The organism is Vannielia litorea (assembly GCF_900142295.1).
GTDB lineage: Bacteria > Pseudomonadota > Alphaproteobacteria > Rhodobacterales > Rhodobacteraceae > Vannielia > Vannielia litorea.
The window spans coordinates 2,482,819-2,497,641 of record NZ_FSRL01000001.1; the positions used below are offsets into that span (position 1 = coordinate 2,482,819).

Consider the following 14,823-nt stretch of genomic DNA (forward strand, 5'->3'; position numbering starts at 1 on the left):
GATATCCGAAGTGGTTTCGGAGAAAGGCTGACAGAGTCAAGCATCCGGCGCAAGGGGGCTGTCGGGGGCCTCTTCGGCCGCGGCGCGGAGGCGCGGCAGAGCGCCGGTGGCGGCGTCCGGACGGTTTGCCGCGACGGGGCGATGGCGCCGGTTCACTCCGGATACATGCCGGGCACGACCTGGTCGAAGTCGATGCAGGCGCCGGTCATCACGCCCGCGTCGGCACTCAGCAGGTAGCTGGTGAGATGGGCGACATGGGGCGGCTTGACCAGCATCCCGAAGGGCATCCTGGCCTCGGCCTTCTCCAGCCAGTCGTCGCCGCCGTCGTGGTACTTGCGCTGGATCTCGTCTTCGCCGGGCGTGTCCATCCAGCCGCAATTGATGCCGTTCACGCGGATCCGGTGGTGGCGGAGCGTGCTGGCGGCGTTCCTGGTGACATTGACCATGAGCGCCTTGGAGGCGGCATAGGGCGAAAGGAACGATTGCCCGCCGTGCACCACGATGGAGAGGATGTTGACCACCGAGGCCGGGTGCCCCGCCTCGATGGCCAGCTGGGCCATGCGCTGGAGGGCGAAGTAGGGCGAGCGGGCGTTGGCGGTCATCAGCCTGTCCCAGAGCTCGGGGGTGGTGTCGAGCACGGTGCCCCGGTCGGTCAGGGCCGCCGAATTGACCAGGGCATCGAGCCTTCCCATATGGGCAGCGGCCTTTTCCACCAGCTCCACGGTTGCCGCCGTGTCGAGCAGATCGACCGGCAGGAAGGTGGCGCCGATCTCCTCGGCCACGGCCTCGCCGCGGGGCACGTTGCGGGAGGCGATGACGAGATTGGTGCAGCCCTCGGCCACCAGTTGCTCGGCAATCGCCCGGCCCAGGCCTTGGGTGCCGCCGATGATCAGGGCGTGGGTCTGGTGATGGCGCATGGGTCTGGCTCCTCCGGCAATGTCCGGCGCGAGACTAGGCCCGCGCCGGGAAACGCGCCAGAGGGGTCAGGCCGCCGCGTCTGCATACTCGGCCTGGGTGCGGGCCCCGGTGATGTAGCTCACCACGTCCTCGCCGGTGGTCTCGGGGTTGGCCTTGATGTCGATGTTGGCGCAGATCCGGCCCCGGCGTAACACCACGATCCGGTCGACCAGGTCGAACACCTGCCGCATGTTGTGGCTGACGAGGATGAGGCTCTCGCCCTGCTCCTTCAGCGTGCGGATGATGTTCTCGACCAGGGCCGTCTCCTGCACGCCGAGGGCGGCGGTGGGCTCGTCCATGATGGTGAGCTTGGAGTGGGAGGTGGCCGTGCGGGCGATGGCGACGCACCGGCGCTGCCCGCCCGACATGTTCTGGATCGTGCCCCGGATGTTGGGGATCTTCACCCCGGTCTTTTCCAGCGCCTCCAGCGTGCGCTGGCGCATCGCCCTGTAATCGGGGATCGAGAACGGCCCAAGCCTGAACCGCACCAGCTCGCGCCCGAGAAACAGGTTGTCGGGCACGTCGCACTGATCGGCCAGGGCGAGGGTCTGGAACACGGTCTCGATGCCGGCCTTGCGCGCATCCATCGGGTTCTCGAAGTGCACCGGCGCGCCATCGAAGATGACCTCGCCGCGGGTGCGCTGCTCGACCCCGGTGATCTGGCGCACGAAGGTGGACTTGCCGGCGCCGTTGTCGCCCATGATCGTCACGTGCTCGCCGCGCCGCAGGATGAAGTCGGCCCCCTCCAGCGCGTGCACGCCGCCGTTCAGAGCGTTGAGCGGATCGAGGTGATGCGGGCATCGGGCCTTGGCCCGCATCGCGCAGGATCCGACCCGGCGCCCGGCCCGCCCCCTGGCTTGTCTTTTGTGACGATTTCCAATCATCTCGACCCTGACCCATGAGGCCCGGTGAGGGAAAGGCAGGCCCCGCGCTTTGCCGGCAAATGGGTGCGGCTGTATGGTTCGGCGGTCCAGGGAGGAGCCCGACATGGCAAAGAGAGACTATTCCCTGCTGGGAGCGGATGCGCGGCGGGCGGTGGAAACCGGGCTGGCGGCGGCCCAGTGGTATCACACCGAGATCCCGCGCAAGGGGATGAAGGCGCTGATGCAGCGCTCGGACCAACCCGCCATCCGCGACACCTTCATCCTGTTCGGCTGCATGATCCTCTTCGCGGGCCTCGGCATCGCGCTCTGGCCCTCGTGGTGGTCTGCGCCCTTCTGGCTGGCCTATGGCGTGCTCTACGGCTCGTCGATGGATGCCCGGTGGCACGAGTGCGGCCACGGCACCGCCTTCAAGACCCGCCGCTACAACGACTGGCTCTACCAGGTGGCGAGCTTCTGCATGATCCGCAACCCGCACACTTGGCGCTGGAGCCATGCCCGGCACCACAGCGATACGATCATCGTGGGCCGCGACCCGGAGATCGCCCTGATGCGCCCGCCCGATCTGCTGCGGCTCGCCCTCAACGTCTTCGGGATCGTCGACGCCTGGAACGGCTGGGGCCGGATGCTCTACAACGCCGCGGGCAAGGTGCACCCGGAGGAGGCCGACTTCATCCCCGAGCAGGAGCAGCCCAAGGTGATCCGGGTGGCCCGCATCTGGGTGGCAATCTACGCCGCGACGATCCTGCTCGCGGTGCTCACGGGCTCGATCCTGCCGCTCATGGTGATCGGCCTGCCCCGGCTCCACGGCGCGTGGCATCACATCATGACGGGCGTGTTGCAGCACGGCGGGCTGGCCGACAACGTGATCGACCACCGGCTCAACAGCCGCACCGTCTACATGAATCCGGTCAGCCGCTTCATCTACTGGAACATGAACTACCACGTGGAACATCACATGTTTCCGATGGTGCCCTACCACGCGCTGCCGAAGCTCCATGAGATGATCAGGCATGACCTGCCCGCGCCGAACCCCTCGATCCCGGCGGCCTTCGCCGAGATGTGGCCCGCGCTGAAGCGGCAGTTGAGGTACGAGGAGTACTACATCCGCCGCGAGCTGCCCGAGACCGCCCGGCCCTACCGCGAAGACCTGCACGCGGAGGCGATGGGGGCAGCGTGAGGCGCGGCGCCACGGCCTGCAACGTCAGGGGGCCCGGTCCGGCGGGGCCCTTTTTTGTAGCCGATCTGCCGGAGGATCAGCCCAGCACGTCGGCCAGCGTCACCGGGGCGCCGCCGGTCTTGTGGCTGAGCGTGGCGGCCTCGGCGCAGGCCAGCGCGTCGACCCCGTCGGAGAGCGTGACCGGCACGGCGCCGCCGCCCTCGACCGCCGCGACGAAGGCCGCCCATTCGGCCTCGTAGGCCGGCATGTAGCGCTCGAGAAAGAAATAGGTGGGCTTGGCCCCCGTGACGCCGGCGGTGGTGGATTTGACCACGGTATTTTCCAGCATGTTGCCCGCCTGGAGCAGCCCCTCGGAGCCCAGCAGCTCGACGCGCTGGTCATAGCCGTAGCCCGCGCGGCGGGAGTTCTTGATCACGCAGATCGCGCCGCTGGCATAGGTCATGGTGACCACGGCGGTATCGACATCGCCTGCGGCGCCGATCTCGGGATCGACGATGGCGCTGCCGGTGGCCGAGAGGCTCACCGGGGCCTCGCCCATGAGAAAGCGGGCCATGTCGAAGTCGTGGATCATCATGTCGCGGAAGAGCCCGCCCGAGACCTTGACGTAGGCGAGAGGCGGCGGGGCCGGGTCGAAGCTGGTGATGGCCAGAAGCTCGGCGCGGCCGATCTCCCCTGCGGCCAGCGCGGCCTTGAGCGCGCCGAAGTTGGGGTCGAACCGGCGGTTGAAGCCGATCATCACCGGCCGGCCGGTGGCCTCGGCGGCTTTCTGGCAGGCTTGGGCGCGGGCGAGCGAGAGATCCACCGGCTTTTCGCAGAGCACCGCCTTGCCGGCGGCCGTGGCGGCCTCGATCAGGTCGGAGTGGGTGTCGGTGGAGGTGGCAACGAGCACGGCGTCGATGCCGGCGTCGGCGATGATCTCCTCGGAGCTGCGGACCTCGCAGCCATAGGCGCGGCGAGCTTGTCGGCGTTTTCGGTCATCACGTCGGAGACGGCGACGAGCCGGCTGCCGGGGTGGGTGGTGATGGCGCGGGCGTGGACGTTGCCGATCCGGCCGGCGCCGAGAAGACCAGCCTTGAGCATGTCTGCCTGTTCCTTGATGGGGGCCCGGAGATCAGCCGCCGGCCTGCTGGTGAAAGGCGGCGGTGCGCTCCCGGAGGAGGCAGAAGGACGCCGCGCGGAGGGTGGGGGAATGCCTGCCGCGCGCCCCGGTGGCGAGAAAGCCCTTGGCTCGGGGTCGGTCGTGATGCATGGCCCCTGGCTCCTCCCTGCCCTGCGCTCAGATCTCGACGAAGACGCGACCACCCTCGACCTTCACCTTGTAGGTGCCGAGGGCGACGCAGGCGGGCGCGCGCAGGGCCGCGCCGGTGCGGTAATCGAAGGCCGCGTTGTGCTTGGGGCACTCGATCTCGTAGTCCATCACCAGCCCGTCGGCGAGGTGGACCTGCTCGTGGCTGCAAAGGCCGTCGGTGCAGTAGAAATCGCCGTTCGGGCCGTGGTAGATGGCGAAGGTCCTTCCGCCGTGATCGAAGCGCATGAGGTCTTCTTCCTCGATGTCATCCGCCGCGCAGGCGTCAACCCAATCTGCCATCCTCTCCTCCCGTGTTCTTTTCCGGCTCCTCCCCGCATACCCAATACGCCGCCCGCAGGACAGATGGTCATGCTCACTTTGAGTCATGCGGTGATGTTTCATCAGGTCCGGGATGACGGGTTTTCGTCATTGCCGGCCCTAGCCTTTTTGAATGACCGCACCGCAATTTGTATTGGTAGGGGGAGGCCTTGCCGGAGGTACCATGTCAGACCACGCGCGGACCACTCAGCCGCGCGCTCATGACACTGACGGGAGGGTCATCATGATCAAGCATATCGGCCTCGCGGCCGCATTCATCGGCGCGACCGCGCTTGGCGCGGCAGCGCAGGAGCGGGTTTCCATCGGCACAGGCGGCACCGGGGGCGTGTTCTACGCCGTGGGCGCGGGCATGGCCGACCTTCTGAGCCGCAAGCTCGACGGCGTGACCGCCAATGCCGAGGTGACCGGCGCCTCGATCGAGAACATCCGCCGCGTCTCGGGCGGCGAGATGACCATCGGCTTCAGCTCCGCCTCCACGCTCTACGAGGCCAAGAGCGGCACCGGCGCCTTTGAAGGCGACGCGCAGAACGTGGCGGCCATCGCCTATCTCTACCCGGCGGTTCTCCAGATTGCCGCGACCGACGCCAGCGGCGCGGAAGGCGTGAAGGATCTGGCCGACCTGCGCGTGTCGGTCGGCCCTCCGGGCTCCAACTCGGCCGTCTTCGCCGAGCGGCTGCTGGGCTCGCAGGAGGCCTTCAACGTGGGCAACGTGAGCTTTCTCAGCTACGGCGAGGCCACGGCGGCGATCAAGAACGGCCAGCTCGACGGCTCGATGATCCTCGCCGGCACGCCCGCCTCGGCCTTCATCGAGCTTTTCACCACCGAGGACGTGCGCCTCGTGCCCGTGGTGCCGGGCGACGTGGAGGGGCTGATCGCGGAGTTCCCCTTCTACGAGGTGATCGAGATCCCCGCCGGAACCTACGAGGGCGAGGATGCCGCCGTGGTGGCCGTGGGCGACCCGGCGATCCTGTTTGCCGCCGCCGATGCCGACGAGGCGCTGATCAAGGGCATCACCGCGACGCTCTTCGACAATCTCGAGGAGCTGGGCACGGTGCACCCCTCGGCCAAGCAGATCACCATGGAGCGGGCGACCGCGACGCCGATCGACCTGCATCCGGGCGCGAAGGCCTATTTCGACGGGATGTGATCCCTTTCGGCGGGGCCTGCGGGCCCCGCCCTCTCCGCCCCCCGACAGCTCCGCTCCCGTGGCGGCAGGACGACCCATGACCCCCTTCACCGACATCCTCCCCTGCACCCGCCTGCCCCGTTGGGAAAGGCTCGCCGCGACCGCCGCGCTGGGGGTGATCGCCGTCGGCGTCACCGTGCTCTGCATCTGGTCGGCCTGGTTCGGCTCGATCACCGCGCTGGTGCTGCGCTCGACCTTCTTTTCGCTGATGGTGGCGGGCGGGCTGCTCGTGGTCGCCACCGATCGGCCGGGCTGGATGCGGCCGGTGCTCTATGCGCTGGCCGGAGCCGTGCTGATCCCCGGCCCCTATCTCTGGGTCAACTACCTGGCCATCGTCCGCTCCGGCGGGATCGCCAGCCAGGTCGACATGGCGCTCTTCACCGTCTGCACCGTGGCGGTCCTGGTGCTGGCGCGCTACCTGATCGGCTGGGTCATGGTGGGGCTGGGCGTGGTGGCGCTGGCCTATGCCTTTTTCGGCGACATGATCCCCGGCACCTATGGGCATGCGGGCTATTCGCTCTCCCGCGTCACCTCCAACCTCTTCCTGCGCACCGAGGGGCTGTTCGGCCTGCCGATGGGCGTTGCGGTGCAATACATCCTGCTCTTCTCGCTTCTGGGCACGCTGCTGCTGAAGACAGGGCTGGGGCAGGTCTTCGTGGACCTTGCCCATGCCATCACCGGGCGCGTGCAGGGCGGGCCGGCGCTGACGGCGGTGGTTTCCTCCACCATGTTCTCCTCGATCAACGGCTCGGCGGTGGCCGGCGTGGTGACCACCGGCACCTTCACCATTCCGCTGATGAAGCGCACGGGCTACCGGCCCAAGGTGGCGGGCGCGATCGAGGCGGCGGCCAGTTCGGCGGGGCAGATCATGCCGCCGGTGATGGGCGCCGCGGCCTTCCTGATGGCCGAGATCACCCAGACGCCTTACGCCACCATCGCCGCCGCCGCGCTGATCCCGGCGCTGCTCTACGTCTTTGCCCTGCTGGTCGGCGTGCGCGAGGAGGCGGGCAAGTTCGACCTGGGCCGCGCCGATCCCGCCGAGATCCCGGCGCTGCGCGAGGTGCTGGGCAAGCGCGGGCACCTGCTCATTCCGCTCGTCGGCCTCGTGGTGTTCCTGGCCGTGGGCTACACGCCCTCCGCCGCCGCCGTGCTCTGCCTGGCCACCACGCTCGTTGTCTCGATCTTTTCGAAGCGCACGCGGATCGGGCCGCTGGGCCTTGTGGCCGTGGCGATGGAGACGGTGAAGAACGTGCTGCCCATCGTCGCCGCCGTGGGCATCGCCGGGATGCTGATCGGGGTTCTGACCCTGACCGGCATGGCGCTGAAGCTGTCGTCGCTGATCCTGTCGGCCGGGGCGGGCTCGCTGCTGCTGACGCTGGTTCTGACGATGATCGCCAGCTTCGTGCTGGGCCTCGGGATGCCGACCTCGGCGGCCTACCTGCTGCTGGCCATCCTGATTGCGCCGGCGCTGGAGCAATTCGGGTTGCCGGTGATCGCGGCGCATATGTTCATCTTCTACTATGGGCTGCTCTCGGCGATCACGCCCCCCGTGGCGCTTGCGGCCTATGCCGGGGCCTCGATCGCGGGGGCCGAGCCGAACGAGACGGCAATGGAGAGCATCCGGCTCGGTTTCGTGAAGGTGGTGGCGCCCTTTCTCTTTGTCTACGCGCCGGAGCTTCTGCTGATCGGCACGCCGACGGGCATCGCGCTTGCGACCGTTGCGGCCTTCGCGGGCACCTTTGCTGCCGGCACGGCGCTCACCGGCTGGATGATCCGCCCGCTGACGGCGGCGCATCGGGCGGGCTTTGTGGCCGTGGCGGCGCTGGAGACGGTGGCGCTGGTCCTGCCCGTGGGCGGGGCCACGAGCCTCGTTGCGCAGGGCGCCGGGCTGGCCCTGCTCGGCGGGCTGGTGGTGGCGCTGCGCCGTCCTGCCTAGGGGCAGCACGGGCCCGAGGCACCCGGCGTCTTAGAAACGGCCTAAGCCCTGCCAAGGAGAAGGCGACTTCCGCCTGACGCCACCGGTGCTAATCTCGCGGACGGAAGGAGCCCGACACCATGGCCAAGGATCACCTCGCCGCCCCGCTGATCGACGCGCTGCGCGCCGCCGCCGAAGCCCCCTTCGAGCAGGCCCGCGCGATGCCGCCCTCGGTTTACACCTCCGACGACTTTCTGGCACTGGAGCTGGAGCACATCTTCCGCCGCGAGTGGTTTTGCGTGGGCCGCGCCTCGGCGCTGGCGGAACCGGGCGCGTACCTGACCTGCGAACTGGCGGGCCAGCCGGTGCTGGTGGTCCGCGACGGCGCGGGGATCCGGGCGATGAGCAACGTCTGCCTGCACCGGATGTCCACGCTGCTGGAGGGGCGCGGGCGGGTGCGCAGCATCGTCTGCCCCTACCACGCCTGGACCTACAACCTCGACGGCAGCCTGCGCGGCGCCCCGGCGATGGGGCAGAACGCGGGGTTCTGCAAGGGCGACTACCGGCTGCCGGAGCTGCGCTGCGAGGTCTGGCTGGGCTGGGTCTTCGTCACGCTCGACCCGCAGGCCGCGCCGGTGGCCGAACGGTTGGCGGAGGTGGAGGCGCTGATCGCGGGCTACGACATGGCGCGCTACACCGAGAGCTTCTTCGAGACCCATGTCTGGGACACCAACTGGAAGGTGCTCGCCGAGAACTTCATGGAGAGCTACCACCTGCCGGTCTGCCACGCGGGCACCATCGGGGGCTTGAGCCGGCTCGACGAGATGATCTGCCCGCCGGGGCGCGAGGCCTTCAACTATCACACGATCCTGAAGGACGACTCGCTCAGGATCGCCATGGCGCATGCCTCGAACGACCGCCTGCAGGGGGACGAACGGCGCACCACCTTTCTGCTGGCGCTCTACCCCTCGCTGCTCATCACCCTGACGCCCGGCTATTTCTGGTATCTCTCGCTGCACCCCAGGGGGCCGGGGCAGGTCTCGATCCGCTTTGGCGGCGGCATGTCCGACGATTACGCGGGCGATGCCGATGCGGCGGAGAATTTCGCCGCGCTGAAGTCCCTGCTCGACGACGTGAACGTGGAAGACCGGGGCTGCACCGAGAAGGTCTATCGCGGGCTCTGCTCGGATGCCGCCCGGCCCGGCCACCTCAGCCACCTCGAGCGCCCGAACTACGATTTTGCCCGCTACCTGCTGGCCCGCATCACGGAGACCGCCTGACATGGCCCACACCCGCATCCGCCCCTTCAACACCGCCGATACCTACCCCGAGCAGCGGCTCGACAACGACCTCGCCCAGGGGGTGGTGACGGAGGGAGGCCGGATCGTCTGGCTGCGGGGGCAATGCCCGCAGGAGCTGGACACGGCGAAGAACCTGCCGAGCCATGACCCGGCGGAGCAGGCGCACAAGGTGATGCAGAACATCCGGCAGCTGATCGAGGAGGCCGGCGGGCGGATGGAGCACCTGGTCAAGCTGGTGGTCTACCTGACCGACGTGCGCCACCGGGAGGCGGTGTATCGGGTGATGGGCGAATACATTCGCGGCGTGCACCCGGTCTGCACCGGGCTGGTGGTGGTGGCGCTGGCGCGGCCCGAGTGGCTGGTGGAGATCGATGCGACGGCGGTGATCCCGGAGGGGTATGCCCCATGACCTTCTCGCTGGTGGCAAGATGCGCCGAGACGGGCATGTTCGGCGTGGCGATCTCGTCGTCCTCCCCGGCGGTGGCCGCGCGCTGCAGCCACGCGCGGGCGGGTGTGGGCGCCGTGGCGAGCCAGAACGTGACCGACCCCAAGCTGGGGCCCATGGCGCTGGGGCTGATGGAAGGCGGCGCGAGTGCCGCAGAGGCGGTGGCCGAGGTCAAGCGGCGCGGCGCCTTCATCGAATACCGCCAGGTGCTGGCGGTGGACGGCGCGGGCGGCACGGCGATCCACTCGGGGCCGAACAGCCTGGGCATCTGGACCCAGGCGCAGGGCGACAACGTGGCCTCGGGCGGCAACATGCTGGCCCATGACGGCGTGCCGGGGGCGATCGTGGAGGCGTTCGAGGCCGCAACCGGGCACCTGGGCGACCGGCTGATGGTGGCGCTGCGCGCCGGGCTGGCCGCGGGCGGAGAGGCCGGCCCGGTGCACTCGGCCGGGCTGCTGGTGGTTGACGAACAACCCTGGCCGCTGGCGGATCTGCGCTGCGACTGGACGGAGGCCTGCCCGATCGAGGCGGTGGCAGCGGCCTGGGAGGTCTACAAACCGCAGGCGGCGGCCTATGTGCAGCGGGCGCTCGATCCGAGGGCGGCGCCGAGCTACGGGGTGCCGGGGGACGAGTAGGCCGGGGCAGCGCCTCGGACCCGGCCCGGAGCGCAGGACGCGAAGAGCGCCCCTTCCGCCCCGCGACGCACCCGCTACACTCCCCGGAGCCAGATCACGGAGTCAGACCTTGCGAGATCCCCGCTACGACATCCTCTTCGAGCCGCTCCGGATCGGCCCGGTCACCGCGCCCAACCGCTTCTACCAGGTGCCGCACTGCAACGGCGGCGGCTACCGCGACCCCTCGGCGGCGGCCGAGATGCGCGGGATCAAGGCGGAGGGCGGCTGGGGCGTGATCTTCACCGAGCAATGCGAGATGCATCACACCTCGGAAATCACCCCTTTCATCGAGCTGCGGCTCTGGGAAGACAAGGACATCCCCGGCCTCGCGCGGATGGCGGGCAAGATGAAGAGCCACGGCGCGCTGGCGGGCATCCAGCTGGCCTATTCGGGCGTGAACGGGCCCAATTTCTACACCCGCGAGGTGCCGCGTGCGGTCTCGCCCATGCCGATCCGCACCTTCACCAACGAGCCGCTGCACGCCCGCGGCATGGACAAGTCCGAGATCGCCGACCTGCGGCGCTGGTTCGTCACCGCCGCGAAACGGTCGAAACAGGCGGGGTTCGACCTGATCTGCCTCTACGGGGCGCATGGGTTCGGGATCTTCCAGCACTTCCTCTCCCGCGCCACCAACCAGCGCGATGACGAATATGGCGGATCGCTCGAGAACCGCTCGCGCTTTGCCCGCGAGGTGGTGGCCGATATCCGCGACGCGGTGGGCGATACGATGGGTCTCACCCTGCGGGTGAGCCTTGACGAGACCATCGGGGAGCTGGGCTTTTCCAACGCCGAGTTGCGCGATTTCATCGAGATGAACGCCGAGCTGCCCGACCTCTGGGATCTCGCCCATGGCACCTGGCACGACTGCTCGGGGCCTTCGCGCTTTACGGACGAGGCGGCGCAGGAGACGCTGGTGCGCGGGATCAAGGCGCTGACCACGCGGCCGGTGGTGGGGGTCGGGCGGTTCACCTCGCCCGACGTGATGGCGCGGATGATCCGCTCCGGCACGCTCGATGCCATCGGCTGCGCGCGGCCCTCGATCGCCGACCCGTTCCTGCCGCGCAAGATTGGCGAGGGGCGGGTGGAAGACATCCGCGAGTGCATCGGCTGCAACATCTGCATCACCGGCGACATGACGATGAGCCTCTCCCGCTGCACCCAGAACCCGACCTTCATGGAGGAGTGGCGCAAGGGCTGGCATCCCGAGCGGATGAACGCCAAGGGCCCGTCCGAGCGGGTGCTGGTGGTGGGCGCGGGGCCTGCCGGGCTGGAGGCGACGCGGGCGCTTGCCGAGCGCGGCTATGACGTGGCCCTGGCCGAGGCGGGCCGGGAGCTTGGGGGACGGGTGGCGCGGGAGCGGCTGCTGCCGGGGCTCGCCGCCTGGGGCCGGGTGGCGGATTACCGCGCCTACCAGATCGGGCAGAAGCCCAACGTGGAGACATGTTTCGACAGCGCGCTGGACGCGGAGAGCATCCTGGAGTTCGGCTTCGAGCACATCTGCATCGCCACCGGGGCGACATGGCGGCGCGACGGGGTGGCGCGGCAGCACGTGGTGCCGATGAAAGCCGACCCCGGGATGCCGGTCTTCACGCCCGATGACCTGATGGCGGGCGCCCGGCCCGAGGGCCGCGTGGTGATCTACGACGACGACCACTACTACATGGGCGGGGTGCTGGCCGAGTTGCTGGCGCGCGAGGGGTTCGAGGTGAGCATCGTCACCCCCTCGGCCTATCTCTCCGACTGGACGGTGAACACGCTGGAGCAGCACGCCATTCACCGCAGGCTGGCCGGGCTCGGGGTGGAGATCGTGCTGAACCGGGGCGTGGTGGAGATCGGCGCGGGCCGGGTGGTGACCAATTGCACCTACACCGACACGCTGACGCCGATGGACTGCGACGCGGTTGTGATGGTGGCCTCGCGGGTCGAGACAGACGAGGTTTATCGCGACCTCAGGGCGCGGCAGGCGGATTGGGCGGATGCGGGGGTGAAATCGGTGAAGATCATCGGCGATGCCGAGGCGCCGGGCCCGATTGCCTGGGCCACCTACGCGGGCCACCGCTACGCGCGGGAGCTGGACGAGGCGCCCCCGGGCGACGCCCTGCCCTTCCGCCGCGAGATCACCGGGCTGGCCGAGGCATGACCGGGCCCTTCCCCTTTCCGCCCGCCGCGACCGAGGAGATCCTCGGCTGGACCTCGCGCCGTATCGCCTCCGGTCCCGACCCAAAGCACGGCGCGCAGGCCCATGCCGCGCTCGACCCGGTGCTGGGCGGCTCGATCACCGAGGCCGGCCTCGGCGCAGAGGCGGCGTTCAGGCTCTTCACCGAGACCATCGTGCCCTCGACGCGCCCCTTCGGGCACCCGACCTCGCTGTCGTTCGTGGCCTCTGCACCGTCGCGGGCGGCGCTCAGCTTCGATGCGGCGCTGGGGGCGGCGGGGATCTTCGCGGGCAACTGGGACGGCGGCGCCGGGGCGATCCATGCCGAGAACCAGGCGATCCGCTGGCTGGCCGACCTTGCCGGATGGGGGCCGAGCGCGGGGGGCGTGTTCGTGGCGGGCGGCACGCTGGGCAACCTCTCGGCACTTCACGCGGCGCGGGAGTGGAAAGCGCGGCAGGCACCGCGGCCCGACCGCTGGGCGGTGCTCTGCTCCAGCGAGGCCCATTCGTCGATCAAGGCCGTCGCGCGGGTGATGGACGTGGAGGTGATCGAGGTGGAGGCCGACGCCACGGGCCGGATGACGGCAGAGGCCGCCGCCGCGCGGCTCACATCGGCCGTCTTTGCCGTGGTCGCCAATGGCGGGGCCACCAACTGCGGCGCGGTGGACGACATCGCCGGGCTGGCCGAGCTGGCCGAGCGCCACGGGTTCTGGCTGCATGTGGATGGCGCCTATGGCGGCGCCGCGCTGGCCGATCCGGCATTGCGGGAGGCCTTCGACGGGATCGCCCGCGCCCAGAGCCTGATCGTCGACCCGCACAAGTGGCTCTTTGCCCCCTATGACAGCTGTGCCCTGGTCTATGCCGATGCGGGCCACGGCGCGGCGGCGCATGGGCAGCAGGCAGTCTATCTCGACACGGTGGACAAGACCCACTGGAACCCCTCCGACTATGCGCTGCACCTGACCCGCCGGGCGCGGGGGCTGCCGCTGTGGTTTTCGCTCGCCGTCCACGGCACGGCGGCCTACGCGGCGGCGATTGGCCGGACGCGGGAGATTGCCGAGGCGCTGGCAGAGGGAATCGCGGCGACCGAGGGGCTGGAGCTGATCCTCGGGCCGCAGCTCACGGTGATCCTGTTCCGGCCGCTCGGCATGGGCGAAGAGGCGATGGTGGCCTGGGCCGAGGGGCACCGCCGCTCGGGGGCGCTGCTCTGCCTGCCGACGCGGTGGCGCGGGGAGATGGTCTTCAGGCTTTGCGTGGTGAACCCGGAGACCGACCCGGAGGAGGTGCTGGCCGTGCTGCGGAGCCTGGTGAGATGAAAACGGTGGAGATCCTCGACAAGCTGGTGAGCTTCGACACGGTGAGCGCCAAGAGCAACCTTGGGCTGCTGGACTGGGTGGAGGCCTTCCTGCGCGAGCGCGGGGCGCGGCTGCGCCGGGTGCCCGACCCCGACCAGCCCAAGGCCGGGCTGATCGCGGAACTGGGCCCGCAGGGCGCGGGCGTGATGCTCTCGGCCCATACCGACGTGGTGCCGGTGGAGGGGCAGGCCTGGAGCCGCGACCCGTTTCGGCTGACCCGCGAGGGCGCGCGGCTCTACGGGCGCGGGACGACCGACATGAAGGGCTTTCTGGCGGCGATGCTCTCGGCTGCCGACCGGGCCTCGGGGATGGAACTTTCGGAGCCGCTGAAGCTCTCGATCTCCTGGGACGAGGAAATCGGCTGCCTCGGTATCGCCAAGATGGCCGGGGCGCTGGCGGAGGCCACCCCCCTGCCGCGTGCCTGCATCGTGGGCGAGCCCACGGAGATGCAGGTGGCCACCGGGCACAAGGGCAAGCAGGCGCTGAAGGCGGTGTGCCGGGGAGAGGCGGGCCATTCGGCGCTGGCGCCGCGCTTCGTGAACGCGCTGCACCTCGCCGCCGAGATGGTGGCAGGGCTGCGGGCAATGCAGGACGACATCGCCGCGCGGGGCGCCCGCGACGAAGGCTACGCGGTGCCCTATACCACGCTCCATTCCGGGCAGCTCACCGGCGGCACGGCGCTCAACATCGTGCCGGACCGGGCCGAGCTGCTCTTCGAGTTCCGCCACCTCGCCGCCGATGCGCCCGAGAGCCTGCTGGCCCGGATCGACGAGATGGCGGCGGAGATCGCGGGGCGCTTTCCGGGCGGCGGCATCGCGGTGGAGCGGCTCAACGCCTATCCCGGCCTCGACACGCCCGCCGACAGCGCGGCCACCCGTCTGGTGCAGCGGCTGGCGCAGAGCAACGGCACGATGAAGGTGGCCTATGGCACCGAGGCGGGCACCTTCCACGGCCTCGGCGTGCCCACCCTCGTTTGCGGGCCGGGCTCGATGGAGGGTCAGGGGCACAAGCCGGATGAATACGTGGAGCTGGCCCAGCTCGACGCCTGCGACGCCATGCTGGACCGGCTGCTCGCCGAGCTGCGCTGAGGCCGCGCCGTGGCGCTGCGCCCCGGGAACGACGGCGGCAGGTGCCGGAGCCGCCCGCC

Annotated in this window: 12 protein-coding genes and 1 pseudogene; 9 read left to right on the top strand and 4 right to left on the bottom strand. The window is 69.7% G+C overall.

Annotated features, from left to right (window positions below; translation table 11 throughout):
* Positions 1-152: 152 nt before the first annotated feature.
* Together BUR94_RS12080 and BUR94_RS12085 are read right to left on the bottom strand one after the other, a co-directional pair.
* The gene (locus BUR94_RS12080) at positions 153-917 is read right to left on the bottom strand and encodes an SDR family oxidoreductase (protein ID WP_074256472.1); all 765 of its coding nucleotides are present in this window, start codon (positions 915-917) and stop codon (positions 153-155) included.
* 66 nt (positions 918-983) lie between these two features.
* On the bottom strand, positions 984-1,775 hold the full coding sequence (locus BUR94_RS12085; RefSeq protein ID WP_074256473.1) for an ATP-binding cassette domain-containing protein: 792 nt from the start codon (positions 1,773-1,775) through the stop codon (positions 984-986).
* Between the two features lie 169 nt (positions 1,776-1,944).
* On the opposite strand from BUR94_RS12085, the gene BUR94_RS12090 reads away from it, so the two are divergent.
* A complete protein-coding gene (locus BUR94_RS12090) occupies positions 1,945-3,018 on the top strand; it encodes a fatty acid desaturase family protein (protein WP_074256474.1) in 1,074 nt (357 codons plus the stop codon).
* 76 nt (positions 3,019-3,094) lie between these two features.
* On the opposite strand, the pseudogene iolG reads toward BUR94_RS12090, so the two are convergent.
* Both iolG and BUR94_RS12100 read right to left on the bottom strand, forming a co-directional pair.
* Positions 3,095-4,098 (bottom strand): annotated as a pseudogene (gene iolG / locus BUR94_RS12095) (inositol 2-dehydrogenase).
* A gap of 196 nt (positions 4,099-4,294) precedes the next feature.
* Positions 4,295-4,606: a MocE family 2Fe-2S type ferredoxin gene (locus BUR94_RS12100; protein ID WP_074256475.1), complete on the bottom strand. Its 312-nt coding sequence runs from the start codon at positions 4,604-4,606 to the stop codon at positions 4,295-4,297.
* Between the two features lie 262 nt (positions 4,607-4,868).
* Here BUR94_RS12100 and BUR94_RS12105 point away from each other — a divergent pair, with 262 nt between their 5' ends.
* The 8 genes from BUR94_RS12105 to argE all read left to right on the top strand — a co-directional run bounded on the left by BUR94_RS12105 (position 4,869) and on the right by argE (position 14,764).
* Entirely contained in the window at positions 4,869-5,792 is a 924-nt protein-coding gene (locus tag BUR94_RS12105) for a TAXI family TRAP transporter solute-binding subunit (RefSeq protein WP_074256476.1), read from the top strand.
* A 76-nt stretch (positions 5,793-5,868) separates the two neighbouring features.
* Entirely contained in the window at positions 5,869-7,767 is a 1,899-nt protein-coding gene (locus tag BUR94_RS12110) for a TRAP transporter permease (protein ID WP_084193015.1), read from the top strand.
* 119 nt (positions 7,768-7,886) lie between these two features.
* Positions 7,887-9,026, top strand: coding sequence for an aromatic ring-hydroxylating oxygenase subunit alpha (locus BUR94_RS12115; RefSeq protein ID WP_074256477.1), 1,140 nt, complete (start codon positions 7,887-7,889; stop codon positions 9,024-9,026).
* Between the two features lies 1 nt (position 9,027).
* Entirely contained in the window at positions 9,028-9,456 is a 429-nt protein-coding gene (locus BUR94_RS12120; protein WP_074256478.1) for a RidA family protein, read from the top strand.
* Positions 9,453-10,127: a DUF1028 domain-containing protein gene (locus tag BUR94_RS12125; RefSeq protein WP_074256479.1), complete on the top strand. Its 675-nt coding sequence runs from the start codon at positions 9,453-9,455 to the stop codon at positions 10,125-10,127. Before BUR94_RS12120 ends, BUR94_RS12125 begins: the two co-directional genes overlap by 4 nt.
* Positions 10,128-10,236: 109 nt before the next feature.
* Positions 10,237-12,306: an oxidoreductase gene (locus tag BUR94_RS12130; RefSeq protein ID WP_074256480.1), complete on the top strand. Its 2,070-nt coding sequence runs from the start codon at positions 10,237-10,239 to the stop codon at positions 12,304-12,306.
* Complete coding sequence (locus BUR94_RS12135) at positions 12,303-13,637, top strand: pyridoxal phosphate-dependent decarboxylase family protein (RefSeq protein ID WP_084193016.1); 1,335 nt, start codon at positions 12,303-12,305, stop codon at positions 13,635-13,637. The genes BUR94_RS12130 and BUR94_RS12135 overlap by 4 nt, the downstream gene beginning before the upstream one ends.
* Positions 13,634-14,764 carry an acetylornithine deacetylase gene (gene argE, locus BUR94_RS12140; protein WP_074256481.1) on the top strand — a complete coding sequence of 377 codons (1,131 nt, stop codon included), beginning with the start codon at positions 13,634-13,636 and terminating at the stop codon, positions 14,762-14,764. The genes BUR94_RS12135 and argE overlap by 4 nt, the downstream gene beginning before the upstream one ends.
* Positions 14,765-14,823: the final 59 nt, after the last annotated feature.

Coding starts and splice junctions, on each gene's coding strand:
- BUR94_RS12080 (WP_074256472.1), bottom strand. CDS start 917: ATGCGCCATCACCAGACCCACGCCCTGATCATCGGCGGCACCCAAGGC.
- BUR94_RS12085 (WP_074256473.1), bottom strand. CDS start 1,775: ATGCGGGCCAAGGCCCGATGCCCGCATCACCTCGATCCGCTCAACGCT.
- BUR94_RS12090 (WP_074256474.1), top strand. CDS start 1,945: ATGGCAAAGAGAGACTATTCCCTGCTGGGAGCGGATGCGCGGCGGGCG.
- BUR94_RS12100 (WP_074256475.1), bottom strand. CDS start 4,606: ATGGCAGATTGGGTTGACGCCTGCGCGGCGGATGACATCGAGGAAGAA.
- BUR94_RS12105 (WP_074256476.1), top strand. CDS start 4,869: ATGATCAAGCATATCGGCCTCGCGGCCGCATTCATCGGCGCGACCGCG.
- BUR94_RS12110 (WP_084193015.1), top strand. CDS start 5,869: ATGACCCCCTTCACCGACATCCTCCCCTGCACCCGCCTGCCCCGTTGG.
- BUR94_RS12115 (WP_074256477.1), top strand. CDS start 7,887: ATGGCCAAGGATCACCTCGCCGCCCCGCTGATCGACGCGCTGCGCGCC.
- BUR94_RS12120 (WP_074256478.1), top strand. CDS start 9,028: ATGGCCCACACCCGCATCCGCCCCTTCAACACCGCCGATACCTACCCC.
- BUR94_RS12125 (WP_074256479.1), top strand. CDS start 9,453: ATGACCTTCTCGCTGGTGGCAAGATGCGCCGAGACGGGCATGTTCGGC.
- BUR94_RS12135 (WP_084193016.1), top strand. CDS start 12,303: ATGACCGGGCCCTTCCCCTTTCCGCCCGCCGCGACCGAGGAGATCCTC.
- argE (WP_074256481.1), top strand. CDS start 13,634: ATGAAAACGGTGGAGATCCTCGACAAGCTGGTGAGCTTCGACACGGTG.